The 25,194-nt window shown below is 45.4% G+C and carries 16 protein-coding genes; 13 read left to right on the forward strand and 3 right to left on the reverse strand.

Annotated features, from left to right (window positions below):
• Positions 1–115 precede the first annotated feature (115 nt).
• Positions 116–1,408: a peptidoglycan DD-metalloendopeptidase family protein gene (locus R7040_RS13740; RefSeq protein WP_005386530.1), complete on the forward strand. Its 1,293-nt coding sequence runs from the start codon at positions 116–118 to the stop codon at positions 1,406–1,408.
• A gap of 64 nt (positions 1,409–1,472) precedes the next feature.
• Here R7040_RS13740 and vmeK read toward each other — a convergent pair whose 3' ends face one another.
• The 3 genes from vmeK to erpA all read right to left on the reverse strand — a co-directional run bounded on the left by vmeK (position 1,473) and on the right by erpA (position 6,149).
• On the reverse strand, positions 1,473–4,577 hold the full coding sequence (gene vmeK / locus R7040_RS13745) for a multidrug efflux RND transporter permease subunit VmeK (RefSeq protein ID WP_017820415.1): 3,105 nt from the start codon (positions 4,575–4,577) through the stop codon (positions 1,473–1,475).
• 9 nt (positions 4,578–4,586) lie between these two features.
• On the reverse strand, positions 4,587–5,702 hold the full coding sequence (locus R7040_RS13750) for an efflux RND transporter periplasmic adaptor subunit (protein ID WP_318081470.1): 1,116 nt from the start codon (positions 5,700–5,702) through the stop codon (positions 4,587–4,589).
• Positions 5,703–5,807: 105 nt separating this feature from the next.
• On the reverse strand, positions 5,808–6,149 hold the full coding sequence (gene erpA, locus R7040_RS13755; RefSeq protein ID WP_005380031.1) for an iron-sulfur cluster insertion protein ErpA: 342 nt from the start codon (positions 6,147–6,149) through the stop codon (positions 5,808–5,810).
• A gap of 246 nt (positions 6,150–6,395) precedes the next feature.
• On the opposite strand from erpA, the gene hemL reads away from it, so the two are divergent.
• The 12 genes from hemL (at position 6,396) to R7040_RS13815 (ending at position 25,136) form a co-directional block, all read left to right on the forward strand.
• A complete protein-coding gene (gene hemL, locus R7040_RS13760) occupies positions 6,396–7,691 on the forward strand; it encodes a glutamate-1-semialdehyde 2,1-aminomutase (RefSeq protein ID WP_054576317.1) in 1,296 nt (431 codons plus the stop codon).
• A gap of 345 nt (positions 7,692–8,036) precedes the next feature.
• Positions 8,037–9,122, forward strand: a complete 1,086-nt coding sequence (locus R7040_RS13765) for an AI-2E family transporter (RefSeq protein WP_005386541.1) — start codon at positions 8,037–8,039, stop codon at positions 9,120–9,122.
• Between the two features lie 76 nt (positions 9,123–9,198).
• Positions 9,199–10,224 (forward strand): 16S rRNA (guanine(1207)-N(2))-methyltransferase RsmC, encoded by a 1,026-nt coding sequence (rsmC, locus tag R7040_RS13770; protein WP_017820412.1) that lies wholly within the window; start codon positions 9,199–9,201, stop codon positions 10,222–10,224.
• Between the two features lie 225 nt (positions 10,225–10,449).
• Positions 10,450–13,836, forward strand: a complete 3,387-nt coding sequence (locus R7040_RS13775) for a response regulator (RefSeq protein ID WP_005380036.1) — start codon at positions 10,450–10,452, stop codon at positions 13,834–13,836.
• A gap of 782 nt (positions 13,837–14,618) precedes the next feature.
• A complete protein-coding gene (locus R7040_RS13780; protein WP_005380037.1) occupies positions 14,619–16,301 on the forward strand; it encodes an ABC transporter substrate-binding protein in 1,683 nt (560 codons plus the stop codon).
• A 167-nt stretch (positions 16,302–16,468) separates the two neighbouring features.
• Entirely contained in the window at positions 16,469–17,455 is a 987-nt protein-coding gene (locus R7040_RS13785; RefSeq protein WP_005380038.1) for an ABC transporter permease, read from the forward strand.
• A 2-nt stretch (positions 17,456–17,457) separates the two neighbouring features.
• Positions 17,458–18,483, forward strand: a complete 1,026-nt coding sequence (locus tag R7040_RS13790) for an ABC transporter permease (RefSeq protein ID WP_047102642.1) — start codon at positions 17,458–17,460, stop codon at positions 18,481–18,483.
• 2 nt (positions 18,484–18,485) lie between these two features.
• Complete coding sequence (locus R7040_RS13795; protein ID WP_005386550.1) at positions 18,486–19,469, forward strand: ABC transporter ATP-binding protein; 984 nt, start codon at positions 18,486–18,488, stop codon at positions 19,467–19,469.
• A 47-nt stretch (positions 19,470–19,516) separates the two neighbouring features.
• Positions 19,517–20,512 carry an ABC transporter ATP-binding protein gene (locus R7040_RS13800; protein ID WP_005380041.1) on the forward strand — a complete coding sequence of 332 codons (996 nt, stop codon included), beginning with the start codon at positions 19,517–19,519 and terminating at the stop codon, positions 20,510–20,512.
• 63 nt (positions 20,513–20,575) lie between these two features.
• Positions 20,576–22,315: a glycoside hydrolase family 9 protein gene (locus R7040_RS13805; protein WP_318081473.1), complete on the forward strand. Its 1,740-nt coding sequence runs from the start codon at positions 20,576–20,578 to the stop codon at positions 22,313–22,315.
• A gap of 2 nt (positions 22,316–22,317) precedes the next feature.
• Positions 22,318–23,208, forward strand: a complete 891-nt coding sequence (locus R7040_RS13810; protein ID WP_206959606.1) for an N-acetylglucosamine kinase — start codon at positions 22,318–22,320, stop codon at positions 23,206–23,208.
• 8 nt (positions 23,209–23,216) lie between these two features.
• Positions 23,217–25,136 carry a beta-N-acetylhexosaminidase gene (locus R7040_RS13815; protein WP_025768196.1) on the forward strand — a complete coding sequence of 640 codons (1,920 nt, stop codon included), beginning with the start codon at positions 23,217–23,219 and terminating at the stop codon, positions 25,134–25,136.
• Positions 25,137–25,194 lie beyond the last annotated feature (58 nt).

A 25,194-nucleotide genomic window follows, 5' to 3' on the forward strand; every position in this document is an offset into this window, starting at 1 on the left:
CAGATTTGGCAAAAATATAATAGCTGAACATATTACTTGAATAGCGATGCATTTTGAAACACGTTAGACTAGGTAGTTGTCACTTTTTCCGTTTAATTTAGCAATCAAGTACCTCATGCATTCGATTTTTGTCCGACTTCCACTCTTGCACAAAGTATTGATCGGTTTTTTTAGTGCGCTGATTATCTTCGCGCTCTTCTTTTTACCTGATCCGCAAGACCTAGACCCGCAGCAGAGCCGATTAAAAGTTGGTCAACATTATCCTGTGCCAGTTTCCCTCGAACTCAGTGCACTAAATAGTTCATCGCCTGCGGTTCCTGCCGTGCTGCGCTGGGAAACATACAAAGTAAAAAATGGCGAGAGTGCTGCCATCTTATTTAGTCGCGTAGGGCTTTCTGCTCGTCTATTACATGAACTGGTGTCATCAGACAAAGAAGTGGAAAAACAGTTAACTCGGCTTCGACCTGGTGACCGATTGCAATTTGGTTTTGACGAAAATAACGACTTGGTGCAGCTAAGAAGGACACTAAGCGCGTTCGAGACTTTTCGTATCACATTAAAAGACGGCAAGTACGTTTCTGAAGTTGATAAGAAAGAAGTCGACTTCCAGTACAACTACGCAGAAGCCACCATCAAATCAAACTTTTGGAATGCAGGAATATCTTCTGGATTAAATGGTAACCAAATCATGGAACTGGCTGGCATATTTGGTTGGGACATCGACTTTGCTTTAGATATTCGTAAAAACGACAGCTTCCGAGTACTTTACCAAGAGGAAGTGGTAGAAGGTGAAGTAATCGGCCGTGGAAAAATCATTGCTGCGATCTTTAAAAACCAAGGCGATACCTTTACCGCAATATTGGATCAGAAAAGTGGCAAGTATTACGACGAAAATGGGCGTGCAATGAAAAAAGCATTCTTACGCGCGCCGTTGGACTTCCGTCGAGTTTCGTCTAATTTCAACCCACGCCGCTTACATCCAGTGACGGGACGCGTTCGTCCTCATAGAGGCACGGACTATGCGGCACCAGTGGGCACCCCGATTTGGGCGGCTGGTGATGGCGTTGTTCAAAAATCGTCTTACAACAAATTTAATGGTAACTACGTTTTCATTAAACATAGCAATACTTACATTACCAAGTACCTGCACTTAACCAAACGTACTGTACGAGCTGGTCAACGCGTTAAGCAAGGCCAAACCATTGGTACGCTTGGCGGAACTGGCCGTGTAACTGGCCCTCACCTGCACTATGAGTTCCTTGTGAATGGTGTCCATAAAAACCCGCGCACGGTGAATTTGCCACAATCTAAATCCCTGACAGGCAAAGCGAGACAAACTTTCATGGCAAACGCGAAAATTAGCATGGACAAGCTTGAACGCTACAGCAAACTGCTAGCAATGAAGTAAGCCAGGTATTGAAAAGGGCAGCGAAGCTGCCCTTTTTGTTTTGTCGATATCATCACGATAAAGCTTACTGTTCAGAGTGATGCTCTCTCCCGAGCATAAGCAAACACGGTGTCAGAACTAACGTTAGCAAAGTCGCAAATGCCAAACCACCCGCGACAGCGGTCGCAAGCTGAGACCACCATTGAGTGCTTGGTGCGCCAAACTCCACTTTCTGATTAACTAAGTCGATGTTCATTTCTAACACCATTGGCAATAAGCCTAATATGGTGGTCACCGTCGTGAGTAAAACGGGTCTTAAACGCTGCACACCCGTACGCAAAATAGCCTCAGATTTTTCTAAGCCACGTTTACGCATCTGATTATAAGTATCGATTAAAACAATATTGTTGTTTACCACGATACCAGCCAACGCAATCACTCCAATTCCCGACATAATGATGCCAAATGGCTTTTGGAAAATAAGTAACCCAGCGAAGACACCAACGGTAGAAAACAGCACTGCACTAAGGATTAAGAAAGCTTGATAAAAGCTATTAAACTGCGTAATTAAAATCAAAGCCATCACACCAAGCGCGACAATAAAAGCATTTTGCAAGAATGCTGATGAGTTTTCCTGCTCTTCATTTTGACCCCGAATCTTATATTCAATGCCTTCTGGTAAGTCGAGCTGTTCCATTCCAGCGGCAATCTTAGGTAACTCAAGCGCCAAATTGTAACCTTCCACCATATCCGCTTTAATATTGATAACTCGATGACCGTCGACCCGACGAATAGTGTCTTGCTTATGATCTGGTTTGATTTGAGCAAAATTCGTAATCGGAACCAGACCAGCTGCCGTTTTCACTCTCAGTTGATCAAATCGACCTATGTCGCGCTTATCTTGCGGATAGCGCACCAAAATATCGACTTCTTCATCCGCATCATCGGGCAAATAATCGCCTATTTTCAAGCCGTTCGTAACAAACTGGACGGTATTCCCGACTAAAGTAGCATCCGCTGCAAAGCGAGAGGCGTCATCTCGCTGGATATCAATTTGCCAATCAATCCCTTCCTTATTAGTGGTATCACTCAAGTTGGTCAGTGCAGGATTACCATCAGCCCAATGTCGTACTTTTTTGGCTGCTTCATCTAACGCACTAACACTCAAATTTCGTGATGACACTTCAATCACGAGATCATGCTCGACAGGCGGTCCTGCGTCCGGGAATTTATACTCAAGTTCAACACCATAAAAGCGGTCTGTCGTCTCTTTTAGTTCCTCAATAATGGTTTTCACTTTGCGTCGATACTGCCAATCCACAGGCGTTATTTGAATCTGGCCAATCTCGTCCCCATTATCGCTCGATCCTGTGCGCGTGTAGACACTTTCAAACTCGTCATGACCGAGCATCACCTTCTCGATTTCGCGCATAACAACATCTTTTTCGTGAATAGACAGGTCACCATAAGAACGAACTTTAACGGTAAAAAAGGCAGGGTCCACCTCAGGGAAAAACTCTGCACCCAAGCCAGCTTTGTTGTAAGTGAAGCCGACACCTGCCGCTAGCAGTATCGCGCTGAGTAAGACTTTCCATGGATGACGAATCGCTACCGACAGAGTCTGGTAATAAAGCTTGGTAATGCCTGTCGCTTTTTCAAAGTTGCCGTTATGCAGCTCCACCATTTCTCGCTGAGCTTTCTGATTGACTACTTGAGGCTTGCCAATGATCCCACCGATGACAGGAACGAACAATAAAGCCATCATCAGCGAAGCGGCCAAGGTAGCAATTAAAGTAAGTGGTAAGTACTTCATGAACTCACCAGTGATGTCTGGCCAGAAAAGTAACGGAGCAAACGCAGCCAATGTGGTTGCTGTGGATGCGGTAATAGGCCAGGCCATTCGCTTTGCTGCATCTCGATAGGCTTCTTTACGTGGCGTTCCTTCTTGCATGCGCCGATCTGCAAACTCTGTCACCACAATGGCACCATCCACCAACATGCCTACCGCCATAATTAAAGCAAACAGTACGACGATATTGACCGTCAGCCCAAATACCGATAACACCAACAACCCAGTCAAGAACGATCCTGGAATAGAAATCCCCACGAGAAGCGCGGTCCTAACCCCCAATATGGCAATAATGACGATAACTACGAGGATAATTGCGGATAAGATATTGTTTTGTAGATCACTGAGCATCAATTTGACATCGTCGGATTGATCCCAAGTATATTTAACTTGCAAATTGTCGGGCCACTCGGCGCGCTTCTGTCCCAGAGCCAGTACTTCTTTTACCAGCTCAACCGTTTCAATGATGTTTTCCCCTGCCCGTTTTTTTACGTCCAAAACGATGGCAGATTCGCCATCTAAACGAGCAAAACTTTCAGGATCGCGAAATGCACGTCGTACTGTCGCCACATCGCCAAAAGTGATCACCTCTTTGCCATTCACCTTGATCGGTAGTTCAAGCACATCTTTCAGTGAATCAAAAACCGATGGGACTTTTACCGAAAAGCGTCCATACCCAGTATCGACAAACCCCGCAGCCACAACTCGGTTATTCAAGGCAATTAAATTATAGATGTCCGCTTGATCGAGACCGTAGCTTTCCATCAATAGCGGATCGACAACTATCTCCACGATGTCTTCGCGATCTCCTGCGATTTCAACCTCAAGAACCTGACGGAAACTTTCCAAACGATCACGTAACGTTCTGGCAATCTGAACAATGGTTCGCTCTGGTACGGTGCCATAGAGCACAACGGTCAAAACAGGCTCTTCAGATGCAAACGTGACTTCGTTTACCGTCGGCTCATCACTGTCCTCTGGTAACTTTGGCTTCGCAAGATCAACCGCATCACGCACATCTGCCATCGCTTTATCAAGATCCACTCCGACACTAAATTCCAGCGTCACCGAAGCATGACCTTCTGATGCCACAGAGGTCATCTCTTTTACGCCTTCAATTGAACGCAGCTCTTGCTCTATTGGACGAACCAATAAACGCTCGGCATCGACAGGAGAAATGCCTTGATGCCCAACAGAAACGTAGATAATAGGAATGGTAATATCAGGGCTCGATTCCTTGGGGATTGTGACGTAAGTAATGACACCTGCAATTAATATCATCACCAACAATGTCAGCATAGTGCGAGCACGAGATAACGCAGCATCAATCAGAGTGTACATAGGTGCTCCTTACTGCTCATTAGCCGCTTCAATAACTACGTCATCAACTTTATTGGCCAGTACTTGATCACCATCTCGCACAAAACCTTGTCCCAGCACGATAATGTCTACACGCTCTCCTAACCCAGAGAGCCACACACCATCATCCTCGGCCTTAACGAGTTGAATTGGAACAAACTCAACATGCTCATTACGCAGTGTCTTGACACCTAAGTTACCTTCTTCATCTAGTGCTAACATGGCAGCCGTAATCTTTACTGCCAACACTTCACTCAACGGCAGCTGTACTTCTGCGCTCATACCGGCAGGAATTCTTGCGTCTTGATTATCAATTTCGATTTCAATTGGAAATGTATTAGTAGAAGCAGAAGAAACACGTCCAATGTAGCGCACACGACCTTGATGATGCTGTTGGTTAATGGTTCTTACGTCGGCTTCTAGGCCTTCCTTAAGGTATTGTATATGCCGTTCACTGACATCGGCTTCAATCACTAAAGTATCCAAATCAATGACCGTCGCAATAGGGTCGCCAATCCCGACAAAATCACCTAACTCAACAAAGTGGTGCTCTACGATGCCATCAAATGGCGCTTTAACTTCAGTATTTCTTAAAGCCGTTTGCACGTTACTCAAATTCGCACGTGCATCTACCAACGCTGCTTGCGCTGTCGCAAATGCAACCTCACCTTGCAGTCCTCGACTTTTTAGCGATTTAGCTGCATTAAACTCTTTTTCTTTAACCAACAGCATCGCCTGGGCTCGTTTAAGTTGAATGCCAAGGTCGCGCTTATCGATGTTTGCGATCACTTGTCCCTGTTTGACCGCTTGGCCTTTCTTTATGTTAAGACTGACTATTTTACCGGCAACTTCAGCGCCAAGACGCGCTTGACGATTGGGCGCTGTTCGTCCATACAATTCAATGGTTTTACTAGTAGGTTCGGCAAGAAAAGTATCAAACATCACCTTTGCAAGTGGTGTCGTGTTCGTGGATGTTGAAGAGTTAGGATGATCATCTTGTGCTTTGAGTTGGCCGATGGTTAGCCATGCAACAAGAAGTAAGACGAGGATAAGAGATACTAGCCAAGGGCGCTCGACAATTCGGCGCCCAAAAGAAAGTCCAGACATATAAAGTCCTTTTTATTATTTCTCTGCATATCTGCGAGCGTGCGCTTTACGTGACATCCTTCTACATAAAGCACAGGCAGCCATTAGCTGCCTGTTAGGTGTTAATTACACACTGAACGATGCACCACAACCACATGTTGTCGTTGCATTTGGATTATTTACGAAGAAGCGCGCTCCTTCCAACCCTTCTGTGTAGTCAACAATACCGCCAACGAGATATTGCAGACTCATAGGGTCTACAACCAGTGTTACACCACTGTTTACGATTGTCGTATCGCCTTCGTTTACATTTTCATCAAAAGTAAAGCCGTATTGGAAGCCGCTGCAGCCGCCGCCAGTAATGTATACGCGCAGTTTCAATGCTGGGTTTTCTTCTTCAGCAATCAATGCTTTAACGCGAGATGCTGCTGCGTCAGAAAAAGATAATGGTACGTTTACTTCGCTCACGAAGACCTCTCTCACTCGTGTAATGCGTCAAGCCTGAAGCAAGACGTCAAATTTGTGCTAATTGAGACGATTATCCAATACCTGACAAACTCGTTCAAGTATTCGCCGCCGATTCTTTATAACAGATGCGGATATATAAGATTACACTGCGAAACAACACATAAATTAAGCAAAACGTTTCTAACTTGATTATAGCTAGGTACAATGCGCTCCACTTGGTCCGAGCAATCAAAAGAGGATAACCCCATGACCAAATCATCAGAGCTGTATCAAAAAGCTCAGCAAACCATCCCTGGCGGTGTCAATTCACCAGTTCGTGCATTCAACGGCGTTGGCGGCTCTCCGCTATTTATCGAACGAGCAGACGGTCCACTGATTTTTGATGCCGATGGTAAAGCGTATATTGATTACGTTGGCTCTTGGGGTCCAATGATTCTTGGTCACAACCACGCGGTTATCCGCGAAGCAGTAATTGATGCAGCGCAACGCGGTCTTAGCTTCGGTGCGCCAACAGAACTTGAAATCGCGATGGCAGAATTAGTTTCTGAGCTTGTTCCATCAATGGAGCAAATCCGCATGGTAAGTTCTGGTACTGAAGCTACGATGAGCGCGATTCGCCTTGCACGTGGCTTCACCGGTCGCGACAAGATCATGAAATTTGAAGGTTGTTACCACGGCCACGCTGACAGCTTGCTAGTAAAAGCAGGTTCTGGTGCACTAACTCTAGGTCAGCCAAGCTCTCCTGGCGTTCCTGCAGATTTTGCTAAGCACACGCTAACAGCAACATTCAACGACCTAGATTCTGTACGCGAGCTATTTGCTGCTAACAAAGGCGAAATTGCTTGTATCATCGTTGAGCCAGTAGCAGGCAACATGAACTGTATTCCACCAGTGGAAGGCTTCCACGAAGGGCTACGTGAAATCTGTGATCAAGAAGGCGCGCTACTAATTTTTGATGAAGTAATGACAGGCTTCCGTGTTGCTCTAGGCGGCGCGCAAGCACACTACAACATCAAACCCGACCTAACGACACTGGGTAAAGTGATTGGTGGCGGTATGCCAGTAGGTGCTTTCGGTGGCCGTAAAGAAGTGATGCAATACGTTGCACCTACAGGCCCAGTTTACCAAGCTGGTACCCTTTCCGGTAACCCTGTCGCAATGGCAGCAGGCTACGCATGTTTGAACCTTCTAAAAGAAGAAGGCAACGAAAAGCGCCTAGCTTCTAAAACGAAACAACTTGCTGAAGGTTTTAAGTCTCTAGCAGAAAAACACGGTATTCCGCTAGTTGTTAACCAAGTGGGCGGTATGTTCGGCTTCTTCTTCACTGACCAAGAAAAAGTAACTTGCTACGAAGACGTAACGAAGTGCGATATAGAACGCTTCAAGCGTTTCTTCCACTTAATGCTAAAACACGGTGTCTACCTTGCGCCATCTGCGTTTGAAGCGAGCTTTACTTCACTCGCTCATGGTTCAAAAGAGATTGATGCCACACTAGAAGCTGCTGACCGCTGTTTTGCTGTTCTTGCAGAAGAAGCGAAATAATCGCTAAAAACGGCGATAACGCATTTAGAAAAGGACCGTAACGGTCCTTTTTTATTGCCAATTCAAAATAACCAATATCGCTAATACCCCAACGACAATGCCAAACCACGGTATTCGCTTAGCTTTTTTCTCGGTTTGACACTTTTTATCACCGTTGCAACAACCCATAGCTCATCTCTTGATTGATAACCGACTGATTTGTAGTCATTATAGCAAGGTACATCGCCCTGCTCTAATTCGGCATTGTCATAAGCTTGAAAGAGTTAAGAGTGCAAAGTAATAAAGGTTACACGCCATCATTGAAGGCATAAACCGTAAACGTCACCTGTAAGTTGGACTAATACCATGCCAAATAATGTAAAAATAACGTCGAGTCACCGAGTACTAATGGTTGCTTTACTCGCCGCTGCTTTTGCTTGCTACTTATTGGTTGAGCCATATATCAATTCCATTGTGATGGCTTTTATCATTTCTTTGCTCATGTTTCCGATACACGAATGGTTTGAGCAGAAAATTCCCAAGCACCCCAATATGGCGGCACTGCTGTCATGTGTCGTCTTGACGTTTATTATTGTTATCCCGCTTTTATTTGTGTTTGCCGCCATTGTTCAGCAAGGCTCTGTTTTCTCACAAAATACATATAATTGGGTTACCAATGGTGGTATCCAAGATATATTCCAACATCCTTTCGTTATCAAAGGCTTAGCGATTGTTAATGAGTACTTACCTTTTGATAAAATCGAGCCCAAAGCCATTGCTGAGAAAATTGGTCAATTTGCCACATCGTTTGGCTCTAACTTAGTCGCTATCAGCGCAAAGATTTTAGGAGACGCAACCAACTTCCTAATGAACTTCTTCCTAATGCTGTTTGTGCTGTTTTTTCTGCTTCGTGACCACGACAAAATTATCTCTGCGATTCGTCATATCCTGCCACTCTCACGTAGCCAAGAAGACCGCATATTGACAGAGATAGAGCAAGTTTCTAAATCAGCCGTAATGGGCTCATTCATGACAGCGATTGCTCAAGGTCTGGCTGGCGGTATCGGTATGTGGCTAGCAGGCTTCCCTGGGTTATTTTGGGGAACGATGATGGGCTTTGCATCATTCATTCCAGTGGTAGGAACCGCGCTAATCTGGATTCCTGCAGCAGCGTACTTGTTCTTAACAGGCGATATGACTTGGGCTATCTTCTTGACGGTGTGGAGTGTAGTTGTCGTTGGCTCTATAGATAACCTATTGCGCCCGTTGCTAATGCAAGGCAGCGCCGGCATGAATACCCTTATGATTTTCTTCTCATTACTGGGTGGTCTGCATCTGTTTGGTTTGATTGGTCTTATCTACGGCCCACTTATTTTTGCCGTGACCATGGTACTGTTTAATATCTACGAGGAAGAATTCAAAGACTTCCTTAACCAACAAGACAACAGCTAGTCACCGCTTAATCACTTCAAGCTTGGGGCAGATTGTGCGAAAATCTGCCCCAAATTATTTCTGATGAACCAAATTTATGTCTGCTTATATCGCTCCTAGCCAAATAGCTCAGCGCCAACTTGAATACTTCAACGGAAAACACGTTTTAGTCGCTGGTGAAGTTGAAGACCTATTTCCTCTTGAGTTAGTGGCTCATTGTGAGTCTGTTGAAGTGTTTACTTCCAACTATAGCTACTACCGCCAAATTCAAACCTCTGACAAAGTGAAAAGTCATTTTGGCTCTGTGTTTGATGTTGAAACAAAAGCAGACATGGTCCTTTTATACTGGCCAAAAGCAAAAGCCGAAGCAGAATACTTGCTGGCGATGTTGATGGCGAAACTGGGCATTAACACCGAAATCGTCATCGTTGGTGAAAACCGCTCCGGCATCAAGAGCATCGAGAAGATGTTCCAAGAATACGGCCCTGTGAACAAGTACGACTCTGCTCGTCGCTGCTCATTTTACTGGGGTAATTGCCTCAATGAGCCAAAACCTTTCAACCAAGCAGATTGGTTTAAGTCTTACACTGTTACACTCGGTGAGCAGTCGCTAGCGGTTAAGAGCCTACCTGGCGTATTCAGCCATGGCGAGTTCGACTTAGGTAGCCGATTGCTGCTTGAAACCTTACCTAAGCTGTCGGGCAAAGTGCTCGACTTTGGTTGTGGTGCAGGTGTACTCGGTGCGTTTATGGCGAAAGCGAATCCAGAGATCGCGATTGAGATGTGTGACATTAATGCTTATGCGATCACTTCTAGCCAAGCCACATTAGAAGCGAATGGTTTATCCGGACGCGTATTTGCATCAGATATATACTCGGATACCGCAAAAGACTACCGCTTTATCGTCAGCAACCCGCCATTCCACAGTGGTTTAGACACAAATTACAACGCAGCGGAAACCTTGTTGGGTCAGGCACCACAATATCTAACCAAAGATGGCGAAATGGTGATTGTCGCGAATAGCTTCTTAAAATACCCACCAATTATCGAGCGGGCGTTTAATAATTGCGAGACGCTAAATAAGACCAATAAATTTTCTATCTACTACGCGAAAAAATCATAACTTCCCCCGCGCAGGCATAAACCTGCGCGATTTTTTCTCATAAATTCAACACTCATAAGAAAAACTGCGTCACCCTGCACGCTTTACAACTAACTTTCTTGTCAAAGAAAAAAAACTCGTTAATTTTGTTAATTCTATCTAGTTGAACATCTTATCCGTTTTTAACGAGAACCTCGGCAGCGAAGTATGTTTTAGAACTGCCCATTATGAGTTGTAATCTTATCCATGTTTAAATTCTACAAAAAACAGAAATTTAAGCGCCTTCAGAGTACACTGATGACCGCATTTCTGGTGCTCAGTATCACACCTCTTACCATTACTGCGATCTTTTTCTTGCAGTCCCACAGTAAAGATCTGCAAGAACAAAGCACCTCGCACTTACTGTCTGTTCGAGATACAAAACAGCAGCAAATCATCGACTACTTTGAGGCACGAGAAACCGAAGTCATGGGCTTTGTGCGCTCAGAGCTGGCTTACGCCAGTGGTGGCCGATTCTATGGTCTCGTCAATGCCTTTAGTCGTTTAGGCAATGATATTGAAGAGTCTCGTAAAAACGCCCAACAGCGCTACATCGAGGGCAGCGGAGACCAAATCAAAACCTCAACGTTACCCGAGTCATCCAACTATGTAGGAAGTGAACGTTACCGACTTTTACATAAACGCTATCATTGGGCCTACTTAGAGCTCCTCAAGCGCTCTGATTTTAATGACATTTTGCTGGTCGACATCAATGGTAACGTCACCTACTCGATCAACAAAGACGATAACTACGGAACGAACTTGTTATCAGGCCCCTACAAAGACTCGGCACTTGGCAAAACTTTCAAGCGTCTCGCCGATGATGTGACTGAACGTCGAAAAGTAAACGAAGACTACACTCCTGTGATTGTGTCTGACTTCGAGCTGGAAGGGGGGAAATCAGTCGCTTGGCTAGGTGCACCAATTGTTCAGCAAGGTTATCTACACAGCTATGCCATGTTCCGCTTGCCAAATAATGGCATCACTAAGTTAGCCGCAGACGCCAACCGAGAGTCATCAATTAACACCTTGCTGGTTGGAAATGATCACCAACCTCGCACAATTAACACGAAACAAGACGACATTAAGAACAGTTTAGAAGTGATCGATAAAGCACTCTCTGGTGCATTTGGTGTCGGCACTTACACAAACGGTTTAGGTGAAGAAATCATCGCGGCTTATGCACCGATTGAAACTCGTGGTGTGATTTGGGCGCTCGTCGTACAGTTACCAGAAAACGAAGCTTTCGCTCGTATCCATCAACTCGAAAAACTATTCGTTATCGCTATGTTGATCGCCATTATCCTTGTGGTGATCGCTTCTCACTATTTATCAAACTTTATCACTTCTCCGTTGCTGAAATTGACTTGGGTTGCCGAAAAGGTCTCTGCAGGGGATCTTGATGACACGTCTTTTAATACGGTTCGTAAAGATGAAATTGGTCGGCTTGCGTTAAGCTTTGAACGAATGCAACGCTCTATTCGAGAGAAGATTCAAACCATTAAGAAGCAAAATGAAGAACTAGAAAGCAACATACAGATCATTCAGAAACAGAATGAAGAACTGCAATTGGCCGATAAATTAAAAGATGAGTTCTTAGCCACGACTTCTCATGAACTTCGTACACCGTTACACGGCATGGTCGGGATTGCTGAAACCTTAGCGTCCGGCGCCAATGGTGCGATCCCCGCTAGCCAGAAATATCAGCTTGATATCATCATTAAAAGTGGTCAGCGTCTCGCTAATCTAGTCGATGACTTGTTGGATTATCATAAAATGCGTTATGGAAGCATGGATATCCAGAAATCAGCAGTGAGTTTGGGCAGTGCAACACGATTGGTTTTAGAGCTTTCTAGCCATTTACTCGGAAGTAAAACCATCCGCATCATCAACCAAGTCCCAGCGGATTTAAAAGCAGTGTCGGCTGACCCGCAACGCCTTGAACAAGTGCTATATAACCTGATTGGCAATGCGATTAAATACACCTCAGAAGGTAAAATTGTTATCTCCGCTAATGTGGTAGATGATCATGTACGCGTACAAGTCGTGGATACTGGACAAGGAATTCCCGCAGAACAACTTGAACATATTTTTGAACCACTCATCCAAGCAGGGCAAGACGCGAGCCGTTATCGTCAAGGTGCAGGACTTGGGCTTTCCATTAGCCGTCAATTGATCGAATTAATGGGAGGCTCGTTATACGTCAGTAGCCAACCAATGGTCGGAACTACCTTCAGTTTCACTTTACCGCTCGCCAGTGAAGAAGAAATCCAAGCAACCCAGACTCTAGCTGCGCACGGACACTTCCAAATCCCTGAAGTTAATGTAGAGAACAGTGAAGACTTATCACTTCCAGAGAACCCAGACGGCCCGTTACTGTATGTTGCTGACGATGAACCAGTAAACTTACGCGTGCTTGAAAGCTTTTTACGTTTAGAGGGCTATCGTGTGCGTACCGTCTCCGATGGGCCAGAAACGTTAGCGCTCGTCGAGCAAGAGAAGCCGGAACTTCTGTTATTGGATATCATGATGCCAGGCATGAGCGGCTACCAAGTTTGTAGTGAACTACGTGAAACCTATGATCATGCCGAGTTGCCAATCATTATGCTCACCGCACTCAGTCAAACAGAAGATCGTGTAAGAGGTTTTGAAGCAGGAGCCAACGACTATTTATCGAAACCATTTAATAAACAAGAGTTGGCGGCACGTATCCAAGCGCATTTAACGGCAAGCAAAGCAGAAATGCGCCATATGGAAAACAAAGTGCTAGAGTCTGAACTTAGACAGCGAGCAGTCGTTGAAGCAAGCTTACTTGAGACTCAAGGTCGTTTGTTGGAACAGCTAGAATCGGCTCCTGAAGCTATCATCTGTCTACGTGAAGACAAGCGTATTCGCTTTGCTAACGAAGCTGCTTGTAAGCTATTCAAGCGCAGCTTAGAACAGCTAAAGCGCTCATCTGCTGATGAGCTGATTGCCCCTAAATATCTAACCGTCAAACAACCTCATTACTGTGGCAAGATTGATATCTATATTGAAGATATTCGTCAGAACATCGAAGCAGACATTCTTAAGCTCCCTGAAGGTTCAGGGTTAGATATCATGTACATCTTTAATGTCGGCGGTGGAGCCAGTGCCGCTCGCATACATAATCTAGAAACCGCCGTAGAAGTGCTTTCAAGTTATGCATTTGATGGTGACAAAGACCAATTGCAAAAGCTAAAAGAGCTTGGCGGAGAATTTACGCGCCTTGCAGACAAAGCACTCGGTAATAAAAAGGACAAGCAAGAACTTATGCGGGAAGTTCTAGTCGACGCAATGACACATGCTTTAGAGTATTGGGAATCTGTAACGGGTGAAAGTAAATTCGCATTTGCAGAGCAAAGTGGCTTGTGGCGCGTTTATCTAGACCGAAGTACTTTACAAACACGCACCTTAGATAAATACATGCGTATAGAAACATTACCCAAAACACCACGTTGGAGAACGGTGCTAAGCTCGATAGAGTTCATTCTCGAACACTGCAAAGAACAGAGCCCCGAGAGAGCATACATAGAAGCACAACGAGATAAACTACAGCGACTATTGACCAGCTAATATTTATCAAAAAAACTAGCCCAGCGTGCATGCTGGGCTTTTTTGTTATTCGAGTATTCCCTTCCTAGAGATAAAAGAGACCGCCTCTTCCTACCCCATTACCATATTTCCAATAACGAACATTCGGTTAGACAACGCTATCTATTGTTGGTCTTCAAAACGTACGACCTTATCCATTTAACTTGTCTTAACTAGGTAAGTTCGAGCAACCGAAAAAACTTCATTCATATAATAAAAAAAGGACAACAAACGGAAGAAAACTGTCGATAAAAAAGGCCATTTTTCAGATAACAAGCGGATTTTGACGAACTATTGATAGAGATTGCGAACTTAATCACAACAGAACGGCAGATTAATTTTTAGCTGATTAATTAACACCATTTCTGCATGTGAGCGAGATCTCCGAACCTAGAAAACAAGCAGGAAACGTATATTTAAAAAGGACCAGCAGGTTAGTAATCACCAACACTTGTTATTAACAAGGATATAAACTGCGACGCATATCAACGTTTATTTTTTGGCCCAATGCTGGTTAAAATTAGCCAAAATAACGTTTATAACGGAGAGCTCAGAGATTTTAACGTTTTTAACGGGAATCAAGTTTGATTATTTTATGGATAAGGTGTTTTCTTACTCCTACCTAAGGCCTACAGGCCACTCTTGGCGAAACTCAATGTTGTAATGAGTAAGGCATGTACAAGAGGTAGGTCTTAGAGAGTGTTTATCAATTGATGACATTCAATTCCATTTAGTGAAATGAAAGCAAATAGTAAGGAACAGCTATGCTTGCCAATATTAAAAAAACAGCACTAGCAACAGCAATTATTGCAACGGCTACTACAGGTTTTGCATCGGTAGCTACTGCGGCTGAACGCAGTGAACTGACTATCCACCCTAAAGAGTTTACAACTTTCGTTCGTAACTTTAACCCTTTCTTGGGTGCAACTAACCTGCACACAACAACCGACTTTATTTACGAGCCGCTCGTTGTTTTTAACGAAATGCACGGTAACACGCCTGTATTTCGTCTAGCAGAAAACTTTACCATGGCTGATGACCTGATGAGCGTAACCTTCGATATCCGTAAGGGCGTAAAATGGTCTGATGGCAAAGCGTTTACCGCTGATGATGTTGTTTATTCTTTCAACCTAGTTAAAGAGAAGCCAGAGCTAGACCAATCTGGTATCAACTCTTGGGTGACTGGCGTAGAAAAAGTTAACGACTACCAAGTTAAATTCCGTCTAAGCGAAGCAAACTCAAACGTTCCTTACGAAATTGCGAAAGTACCAGTCGTACCTAAGCACGTATGGAGCAAAGTAAAAGATCCAGCAACATTCACAAACGAAAATCCAGTAGGCAGTGGTCCATTTACTGAAATCGACACTTTCACACCGCAGCTATATATCCAGTGTGAGAACCCGAATTATTGGGATGCTGACAACCTAGATGTAGATTGTCTGCGTGTGCCACAAATCGCGAACAACGACCAATTCTTGGGCAAAATCGTTAACGGCGAAATGGACTGGACGTCTTCATTCGTACCAGACATCGACCGTACGTACGCTGCAGCAAGTCCGAATCACCACTACTGGTACCCACCAGCGGGTACTCAAGCATTTGTAGTGAACTTCAAAAACCCAGACGCTGCGAAAAACGAAGCACTAACTAACGTTGACTTCCGTCGTGCGTTCTCTATGGCGCTAGACCGTCAAACTATCATTGATATCGCTTTCTACGGCGGCGGTACAGTGAACGACTTCGCATCTGGCCTTGGCTACGCATTCGAAGCTTGGTCTGATGAAGAGACGCACAACAAGTACAAGGGCTACAACACATACAACGCGGAAGGTGCGAAAAAGCTTCTAGCTAAAGCTGGCTTCAAAGATGTAAACAAAGATGGCTTTGTGGATACACCATCTGGCAAGTCTTTCGAGCTCCTAATTCAATCACCAAACGGTTGGACTGACTTCAACAACACAGTACAACTAGCCGTTGAGCAACTAGCAGAAGTGGGCATTAAAGCTCGTGCTCGTACACCAGACTTCTCGGTATACAACCAAGCAATGCTAGAAGGTACTTACGACGTTGCTTACACCAACTACTTCCACGGTGCAGATCCACACTTGTACTGGGATAGTGGCTACAACTCGAAGCTACAAGCTGGTGACGGCATGCCTCGCTTTGCAATGCACTTCTACAAGAACGATAAGCTAGACGGTCTTCTTAACAGCTTCTACAAGACAGCAGATAAGCAAGAACAGCTAGAGATCGCTCATGGCATTCAGAAGATCATTGCTCAGGACCAAGTAACTATTCCTGTGCTATCTGGCGCGTACATGTACCAATACAACACAACTCGCTTCACTGGTTGGTGGAACGAAGAAAACCCTAAGGGCCGTCCAAACATTTGGGCAGGTATCCCAGAGCGTCTACTTCACGTACTGGACCTAAAACCAGTTAAATAAGTAGAAGTTCATTTCAAGCGGCATACATCCCGTGTGCCGCCTATAAAAATCCCTTGTTAACGAAACCATGTGGCGCTCGTCGTCAGGGGATTTTTCGCTCTAAATTTCGCTAGGAGCGACCTGAAACCAGAAACAGGGAAAAAATCTGGGTGAGTAAGGTGTGAGTTATGGGTTATTTTTTAAGACGTTTGTCGTTCTATCTTGTCGCGCTCTTAGTTGCAGCGACGTTAAACTTTATTATTCCGCGAGCAATGCCTGGTGACCCAGTTACCATGATGTTTGCTAATGCTTCAGTACAGGTGACTCCAGAACGAATCGCAGCAATGAAAGAACTGCTCGGTTTCGTTGATGGGCCAATTTACATTCAGTACTTCTCGTACATTAAAAACATTCTAAGTTGGGAATTGGGCACCTCAATCCAGTTCTACCCACTTTCAGTTAATTCTTTACTAGGTAGTGCATTTGGCTGGTCACTATTTCTAGCTGGTACTGCGGTTGTACTTTCTTTCTCCATCGCTTCTGTCCTTGGTATTTTTGCCGCCTGGAAGCGCGGTAGTAAGTACGATGCATTCGTAACGCCTGGTACATTGATCATTCAAGCTATTCCACAAATGGTTATCGCAATGTTAGCGCTGTTTACCTTTGCGATTGGCCTGAAATGGTTCCCATCTGGCTATGCTTACACGCCAGGTACTATTCCTGATTGGACAAGCTGGGAGTTCATCAAGAACGTGGGTTACCACGCTGTATTACCTCTATTCTGTGCAACCATCGTTCAAATTGGTGGCTTCCTAGTTAACATGCGTAACAACATGATCAACCTTCTCGCCGAAGACTATATCACGATGGCTAAAGGTAAAGGGCTGAGTGAAAACCGCGTCGTCTTTAATTACGCCGCACGTAACGCACTACTTCCAAGTGTTACCGCACTGTCTATGTCTTTAGGTATGGCCATTGGAGGTCAATTAATCATCGAGATGATTTTCAACTACCCAGGCCTAGGTACTGTTCTATTGAACGCAATTCACGCTCGTGACTACCAAGTACTTCAAGGTCAGTTAATTATCATGACGATGTTCATGCTGTGCTTCAACTTAATGGCTGACATGCTGTACATGATTCTAGACCCTCGCCTACGTACGGGAGGCAAATAATCATGAAAGAACTATTCAAACTTATTTTAGGTAACGCATTTGCTCGCATTGGTCTTGGCATTGTTACGCTGTTCGTGTTCGTTGCGATTGCCGCTCCTTTACTTACAAAGCATGCGCCAGACAAGCGAACCGGTAACCCACACGAATACCCAAGCTTTGTTGTAAAACAGGCACAAAACAACCCTGATGGTTGGGTCGCTAAAAACCTAGCAGACGATCGTCGTACACTGCTTATGTCTAAAAAGGCCGACCACGTATTAGGTACTAGCCGAATGGGTCGCGATATCTGGTCGCAGGTGGCTTACGGTGCACGAGTATCACTGGGTGTAGGCTTTGGTGCTGGCATCATCGTGTGTTTCTTAGCAACAGTCATTGGTATATCGGCAGGTTACTTCGGCGGTAAAGTGGATGACGTATTGAGTGCCGCGATGAACATCATGTTAGTAATTCCGCAGTATCCATTGCTATTCGTGTTGGCGGCCTTTATCGGTGAAGCAGGCCCACTCACCATTGCCTTGATTATCGCTGGTACTTCTTGGGCATGGGGTGCACGTGTTGTCCGCTCTCAAACTATGGCACTACGCGAGAAAGAGTTCGTTAAAGCTGCCGAAGTATTGGGAGAGTCTTCATTCCGCATCATCTTTGTTGAGATTTTACCAAACCTTATCCCAATTGTCGGTGCGAGCTTCATTGGCTCAGTAATGCTGGCGATCAACACTGAAGCGGTCATTTCGTTCCTAGGTTTGGGTGATGCCAACACGATCAGTTGGGGCATCATGCTTTACAACGTGCAAACCTCATCAGCCATGCTGATTGGCGCATGGTGGGAAGTATTAGCACCTTGTATTGCCCTAACATTACTGGTTACTGGTCTTGCTCTGTTGAACTTTGCCGTTGACGAAATTGCGAACCCTCAACTTCGTTCTCACAAAGGCATGAAACGCTGGAAAAAACTAGCAGCAAAAGACAAGAAAGAGCGTGAGCCTGAACTGGCACCACAAAATGCACTATGGAGCGGAGATAAATAATCATGACTGCACCACTAATTTCCATCCGTAACCTATGCGTAGACTACATCACAGACGCGGGCGATGTCCGCGCCTGTAACAACGTGAGCTTCGACATTGCACCCGGTGAAGTATTCGGTCTGGCTGGTGAATCTGGCTGTGGTAAATCCACTGTTGCCTTCTCACTAATGCGCCTTCATAAGCCGCCAGCGTTTATCACAGGTGGTGAGGTTATCTTCAACGGTGAAGATATCCTTCAGTACAGCGATGATCGCATGCAAGCGTTCCGCTGGAGTGAAATGTCGATGGTATTCCAGAGTGCGATGAACGCTTTGAACCCTGTTCTAACCATGGAAGAGCAGTTCTGTGACGTCATCATGCGTCATACCAATATGACTCGCGCTCAAGCAAAAACACGCGCTGAAGGTCTATTGGAAATCGTTGATATCCACCCTAGCCGACTAAGCGATTACCCACACCAATTCTCTGGCGGTATGCGTCAACGCCTGGTTATTGCTATCGCTTTGGCTCTGAACCCAAAAATGATCATCATGGATGAACCTACAACGGCACTAGACGTGGTAGTTCAACGTGAGATTCTACAAAAAATTTACGCGCTTAAAGAAGAGTTTGGTTTCTCAATTCTGTTCATCACACATGACTTGTCATTGATGGTCGAGTTCTCGGATCGTATCGGCATCATGTACTCAGGTGAGTTGATTGAAGTCGCGCCTTCTAAGCAAATTCTGGAAAGTCCTTACCACCCTTACACCAAAGGTTTGGGTAGCTCTTTCCCTCCACTAACTGGACCAAAGACCAAATTGACTGGTATTCCAGGTAACCCGTTGAACTTGCTAGAAGTACCACAGGGCTGCCGCTTCCAAGCTCGTTGCGACCGCGTACATGAAGCATGTACACGTGTACCAACCCAATTACGTCAAATTGAACCAGGTCGCCTCTCAAATTGCCATTTGTACGGCGACACCATTGCTCAAGCTAAGGTTTAACAACAAAAAAACGCTAGCTAAGAACAAAAATTACACTGGAGAGAATTATGAGCAAACAATTCGGCGAACTGCTGATTGAGGGTAAAAATGTCGTTAAGGACTTCCCTTTAAACAGTAACTCAATCAAACAATCTAAGATGCGCGCAATCAACGACGTCTCTTTCAAAATGTACAAGAGCCGCGGCTTGTCAGTGGTAGGTGAATCTGGTTCAGGTAAGTCTACTACTGCAAAAATGATTGCAAAAATGTACGCACCAACCGATGGCATCATTGAATACAAAGGTCGTGATATCCAAGACATCACCTCTCGTCACGATTTAATGACCTACCGTGAAGGTGTACAAATGGTGTGGCAAGACCCGTTTGGCTCGCTAAACCCAACGCACAATATCTTCCACCATATTGCGCGCCCGCTGCTGATTCATAAGAAAGTAGCACCGGGCAACAAGAAAGAACTGGAAGAGCGTGTGTACGACCTACTTGAACAAGTTGGTCTTATTCCACCAAAAGAAACGGCGCAAAAGTTCCCGCACCAGCTATCTGGCGGTCAGCGTCAACGTGTAAACCTAGCTCGTAACATCGCAGTTGGTGCTGAAGTGGTATTGGCGGATGAGCCAACATCGATGCTCGATGTATCAATCCGTGCCGGTGTTCTGAACTTGATGGAAGAGATGAAGTTCGAGAAACAAATGTCTCTGCTTTACATCACTCACGACATCGCAACAGCGCGTTACATTGCTGAAGATCTCGCGGTCATGTACGTAGGTCACATGGTTGAATGGGGCGATACTGAAGAAATCATTCACGATCCTCAACACCCATATACGCAACTGTTGGTATCTGCGGTTCCAGATCCATCGAAGTCTATTCACGAGAAACTGAAAGGCAACAAAGGGGAAATCCCACTTTGGACACCAGAATCTGTCGGCTGTCCATTTGCTGGACGTTGTGTACACGCTACCGACAAATGTCGCGAACGACTACCGGGCGTCACTCAACTGTCCGACAACCACTTTGTCCGCTGTTACTTATTTGAAGATTAATCATAACGAGGGTCAGGTTCAGCCTGACCCATTCCTGTTTTTATCGTTTCCCGGAGACATTGAATGCTGCTACTGACTAACCACATTGGTTATGAACGTCTGGGCCCAAAGAAAGCCATTATCCAGACCGAACAACCACACTTGTCTTCTTACACTGCTCAATTGATTTGTGCCACTAGCGAGCAAACCGTGGCAACTTTTGCGGTTGAAGAACAAGGTAAAGTGGCGAACTGGCATCAGGGCTATTTCTACCTCATCGACTTTTCCTCTTTCACAACGTCAGGTGACTATTTCTTGCAAGTAGAAGATACGCGCTCTTCCTCTTTCATCGTTGGCGAACACATTCTGTTGGATCAAACTTTGTCAGATGTGATCCACTACTTCAAATCGCAACGTTGCGGCGGGATCTTCGATAAACAAGATCGACAACTTCCAGTACTAAACTCCAATAAAAAGGTTGATGTACACGGCGGCTGGTACGACGCATCAGGAGACGTTAGCAAGTATTTAAGTCACCTTTCATACGCGAATTATTTGAATCCTCAACAAACCCCAATGGTGGTTTGGAACATCCTAAAAGGGGTTTCATTGCTTGAAGGAAGCGAAGACATTGCAGCTTTCACACGTACACGTCTGATTGAAGAAGCCCTGTTCGGTGCAGACTTTCTTGTGCGTATGCAAAACGAAAAAGGCTTTTTCTACATGACGGTCTTTGACAAGTGGAGCAAAGATACTGCGCAACGCGAGATTTGCGCGTACGAAACTCAACTTGGTCACAAATTTGACGACTATCAAGCAGGCTTTCGACAAGGTGGCGGTGTCGCCATTGCAGCGCTAGCGGCAGCGTCGCGTTTAAGTGTTCACGGTGAATACGATCAACAAAAATACCGCAACGCTGCCGAAAATGGTTACTGGCACTTAAAAGAGCACAATACGCAGTACCTCAATGATGGGGAAGAAAACATTATCGACGAATACTGTGCGCTACTGGCTTGTGTAGAACTGTTTAAAGCAACCAAAGAAACTCGCTACTTGGAAGAGAGCCGTTTGTGGGCGCAACGTTTAGTTGCACGCCAAATGAGCGACGAGCAGATTCAACACTTTTGGTCAGCAAACCAAGACGGCAGCCGTCCATACTTTCACGCAGCCGAAGCTGGTCTACCAGTTATTGCCCTATGCGAATATCTATCTATTGAAGACGACTCAGCACGAGCGGAATCAGTAAAACGTATCGTCAACCTAGCGTGTGAGTTTGAGATCACAATATCGAATAAAGTGATCAACCCATTCGGTTACCCTCGCCAATATGTTAAAGGCGTAAATGAGTCAAAACGCGAGGCATTTTTTGTCGCACACAACAATGAATCCGGCTATTGGTGGCAAGGCGAGAATGCTCGACTTGGCTCACTCGCGACCATGGCGTACCTTGCTCAACCGCATATAGCGTCGCAAGAAGTACAGCAACAACTTTCTGTGTTTGCTCAAGATGCATTGAACTGGGTTGTAGGCTTAAACCCATACGACATGTGCATGCTAGATGGCCATGGTCGTAACAACCCTGATTACCTCCCTCAATATGGTTTCTTCAACGCAAAAGGTGGCGTGTGTAACGGAACCACTGGCGGCTTTGAAGACGAGGAAGACATTGCATTTAACCCACCAGCACAAAAAGAAGACGTGTTACAAAACTGGCGCTGGGGCGAACAATGGATCCCGCATGGCGCTTGGTACTTACTCGCGATAATCAGTCAAGCTCAGCATGTTTCTCAGTTGGCGACCTCTAAAAATATGAAGGAAGAATAATCATGGGAATGTATTTTGTCGGTATCGATGGTGGCGGCACGTCATGTCGAGCCAGGATTAAAGATTCACAAGGTAATTTTCTTGGCGAGGCCAAAAGCGGCAGTGCCAACATCATGCTAGGTGCTGAAATAGCAATGGCTTCGATTCTTGAATCCATCACTTCGGCTACCGAGCAAGGCGGTCTAACACAACAAGATTTCGCGTCGATGCACGTCGGCTTAGCCCTTGCTGGCGCAGAGCACAAAGCATCTTGGCAAGCCTTCATGTCTCTTCCTCATCCATTTGCCAGTATAACTCTGAATACCGATGCTTACGGTGCGTGCGTTGGTGCGCACAATGGCGAAGATGGCGCAATCATGATTGCGGGAACCGGTTCTTGTGGCATCTACCTTAAAGGATTGGAGCAACACGTTGTCGGTGGTCGTGAGTTCCCTATTTCGGATCAAGGTGGCGGCGCAGTGATGGGGCTACGCCTAGTTCAGCAAGTTTTGTTAGCTGAAGATGGCATCAGAGAAAAAACGCCCCTAGCACAACACGTTATGACGCATTTCGGAAATGAGGTCGACAACGTGGTGGCGTGGTCAAAACAGGCGCTTCCTCGTGATTATGGGCAGTTTTCTCCGGCTATTTTCCAACATGCGGAACAAGGCGATGCACTGGCCATTGAAATGCTGAAGCAAACCGCAGCGGATATAGAAATGTTTCTCGTGGCATTAAACAAGCGCGGCGCAACACGTATTTGTTTAATGGGCAGCATAGCTGAACGCATTGTACGTTGGCTTTCACCACCAGTTCAGCAATGGATTGTTGAGCCACAGTTTGACGCGATTGAAGGCGCAATTATGTTTGCTGGCAAACCAGAACATAACCTTTACTCGCTCAGTGCGGCGTAGGAGTAGATATGGAATATCGTGTTGATCTCGTAGTCCTTTCTGAGCAGAAACAAAACTGCCGCTTTGGCCTCACCTTTCATAACTTGAGCGACCAAGACCTAAACAGCTGGAGCTTAACTTTCGCTTTCGATCGTTACATTCTTCCAGACAGCGTTTCAAATGGTCAACTGACTCAAATTGGTAGTTTTTGCACACTTAAGCCAGAAGGGCTGGTACTGGCTGCCAACCATCACTATTACTGTGAATTCAGTATTGGTTCGAACCCATTCCGTTATTACTCGGATGGCTTTAACGAAGCGATGATCAACTTTGTCGTTGATGGAAACCCACAGCGCGCACAAGTGGATGTCACGCCTATCGTATTAGCTTCACCATACCGTGAACGCAGTGAGATTCCTGCAAGTTTAACCCATGCACAACCCTTGCTGCCAAAACCAAACCATATTGAGGTCAGCGATCACTATTTTAGCTTTGACCATCATGCTGGCGTCGCGGTTTATTCAAGCCTGGCCAATTCAGCTAAAGAATGGCTACTTGAAGAGCTTAAGCGCATTCACCAATTTGAGTTCGCATCAGACAATGGCAGTCAGATCATCTTCAAAGGCAACCCAACCTTGGATGAAGGTGCTTACAAACTGAAAGTAGCCGAAGAGTCAATCAAAATTGAAGCAGGATCTTCGTCTGGTTTTACCCATGCTTGTGCAACGTTATTACAACTAATCAAAGTTGGCGATCAACCTAACTCAATGGAAGTAGTTTGCTGTTCAATCAAGGACAGGCCACGCTTTCGTTACCGCGGTATGATGCTGGATTGTGCTCGTCATTTTCACTCCGTTGAGCAAGTCAAACGCTTGATCAACCAACTGGCTCATTACAAGTTCAATACGTTCCATTGGCATCTTACCGACGATGAGGGTTGGCGAATTGAAATCAAATCACTGCCTCAACTGACCGATATTGGTGCTTGGCGCGGATTGGATGAGATCAATGAACCACAGTACACGCACTTTGATGAACGTTACGGCGGCTTCTACACACAAGAAGACATCAAAGACGTTATCGAATTTGCATCGCAACGCGGCATCACCATCATTCCTGAAATTGATGTACCTGGTCATTGCCGAGCCGCCATCAAGTCGTTACCACACCTATTGGTAGAAGCGGAAGATACCACCGAATACCGCAGTATTCAGCATTACAACGACAACGTCATTAACCCTGCTCTGCCGGGGAGTTATGAATTTATCGACAAAGTGCTAGAAGAAGTCTCTGCGCTTTTTCCTGCGCCTTACGTTCATATTGGTGCCGACGAAGTACCTAACGGCGTATGGTCAAAAAGCCCAGCATGCCAAGCACTAATGGAACAACTGGGTTACAGCGACTACAAAGATTTGCAAGGACACTTCTTGCGTTATGCCGAAGACAAACTTCGTAAATTGGGCAAACGCATGCTGGGCTGGGAAGAAGCTCAACACGGCGACAAAGTCAGTAAAGATACGGTGATCTACTCATGGCTAAGCGAAGAAGCGGCCTTGAACTGTGCTCGCCAAGGCTTTGATGTGGTGCTGCAACCAGCACAAACCACTTACCTAGATATGACCCAAGACTACGCACCTGAAGAACCGGGCGTGGACTGGGCAAACCCACTGCCACTAGAAAAAGCTTACAACTACGAGCCGCTCGCTGAAGTGCCTGCTGACGACCCAATACGTAAGCGCATTTGGGGCATTCAAACAGCATTATGGTGCGAAATTATCAATAACCAACCTCGCATGGACTACATGATCTTCCCTCGTTTAACTGCAATGGCAGAAGCATGTTGGACAGACAAACAACACCGAGATTGGACCGACTATTTATCACGCTTGAAAGGCCATCTACCTCTGCTTGATTTGCAGGGAGTGAATTACCGTAAACCGTGGAAGTAATACAAAACTGATGTCGAAACATCACGCTTGAAGAGTTTTTAAATTTTGGCTGCTGATG

The organism is Vibrio sp. 1069, assembly GCF_033340555.1.

Excerpts from the sequence above, each read along its gene's own strand:
- R7040_RS13740 (WP_005386530.1), top strand. The coding sequence starts at position 116 with ATGCATTCGATTTTTGTCCGACTTCCACTCTTGCACAAAGTATTGATC.
- vmeK (WP_017820415.1), bottom strand. The coding sequence starts at position 4,577 with ATGTACACTCTGATTGATGCTGCGTTATCTCGTGCTCGCACTATGCTG.
- R7040_RS13750 (WP_318081470.1), bottom strand. The coding sequence starts at position 5,702 with ATGTCTGGACTTTCTTTTGGGCGCCGAATTGTCGAGCGCCCTTGGCTA.
- hemL (WP_054576317.1), top strand. The coding sequence starts at position 6,396 with ATGACCAAATCATCAGAGCTGTATCAAAAAGCTCAGCAAACCATCCCT.
- R7040_RS13765 (WP_005386541.1), top strand. The coding sequence starts at position 8,037 with ATGCCAAATAATGTAAAAATAACGTCGAGTCACCGAGTACTAATGGTT.
- rsmC (WP_017820412.1), top strand. The coding sequence starts at position 9,199 with ATGTCTGCTTATATCGCTCCTAGCCAAATAGCTCAGCGCCAACTTGAA.
- R7040_RS13775 (WP_005380036.1), top strand. The coding sequence starts at position 10,450 with ATGTTTAAATTCTACAAAAAACAGAAATTTAAGCGCCTTCAGAGTACA.
- R7040_RS13780 (WP_005380037.1), top strand. The coding sequence starts at position 14,619 with ATGCTTGCCAATATTAAAAAAACAGCACTAGCAACAGCAATTATTGCA.
- R7040_RS13785 (WP_005380038.1), top strand. The coding sequence starts at position 16,469 with ATGGGTTATTTTTTAAGACGTTTGTCGTTCTATCTTGTCGCGCTCTTA.
- R7040_RS13790 (WP_047102642.1), top strand. The coding sequence starts at position 17,458 with ATGAAAGAACTATTCAAACTTATTTTAGGTAACGCATTTGCTCGCATT.
- R7040_RS13795 (WP_005386550.1), top strand. The coding sequence starts at position 18,486 with ATGACTGCACCACTAATTTCCATCCGTAACCTATGCGTAGACTACATC.
- R7040_RS13800 (WP_005380041.1), top strand. The coding sequence starts at position 19,517 with ATGAGCAAACAATTCGGCGAACTGCTGATTGAGGGTAAAAATGTCGTT.
- R7040_RS13805 (WP_318081473.1), top strand. The coding sequence starts at position 20,576 with ATGCTGCTACTGACTAACCACATTGGTTATGAACGTCTGGGCCCAAAG.
- R7040_RS13810 (WP_206959606.1), top strand. The coding sequence starts at position 22,318 with ATGGGAATGTATTTTGTCGGTATCGATGGTGGCGGCACGTCATGTCGA.
- R7040_RS13815 (WP_025768196.1), top strand. The coding sequence starts at position 23,217 with ATGGAATATCGTGTTGATCTCGTAGTCCTTTCTGAGCAGAAACAAAAC.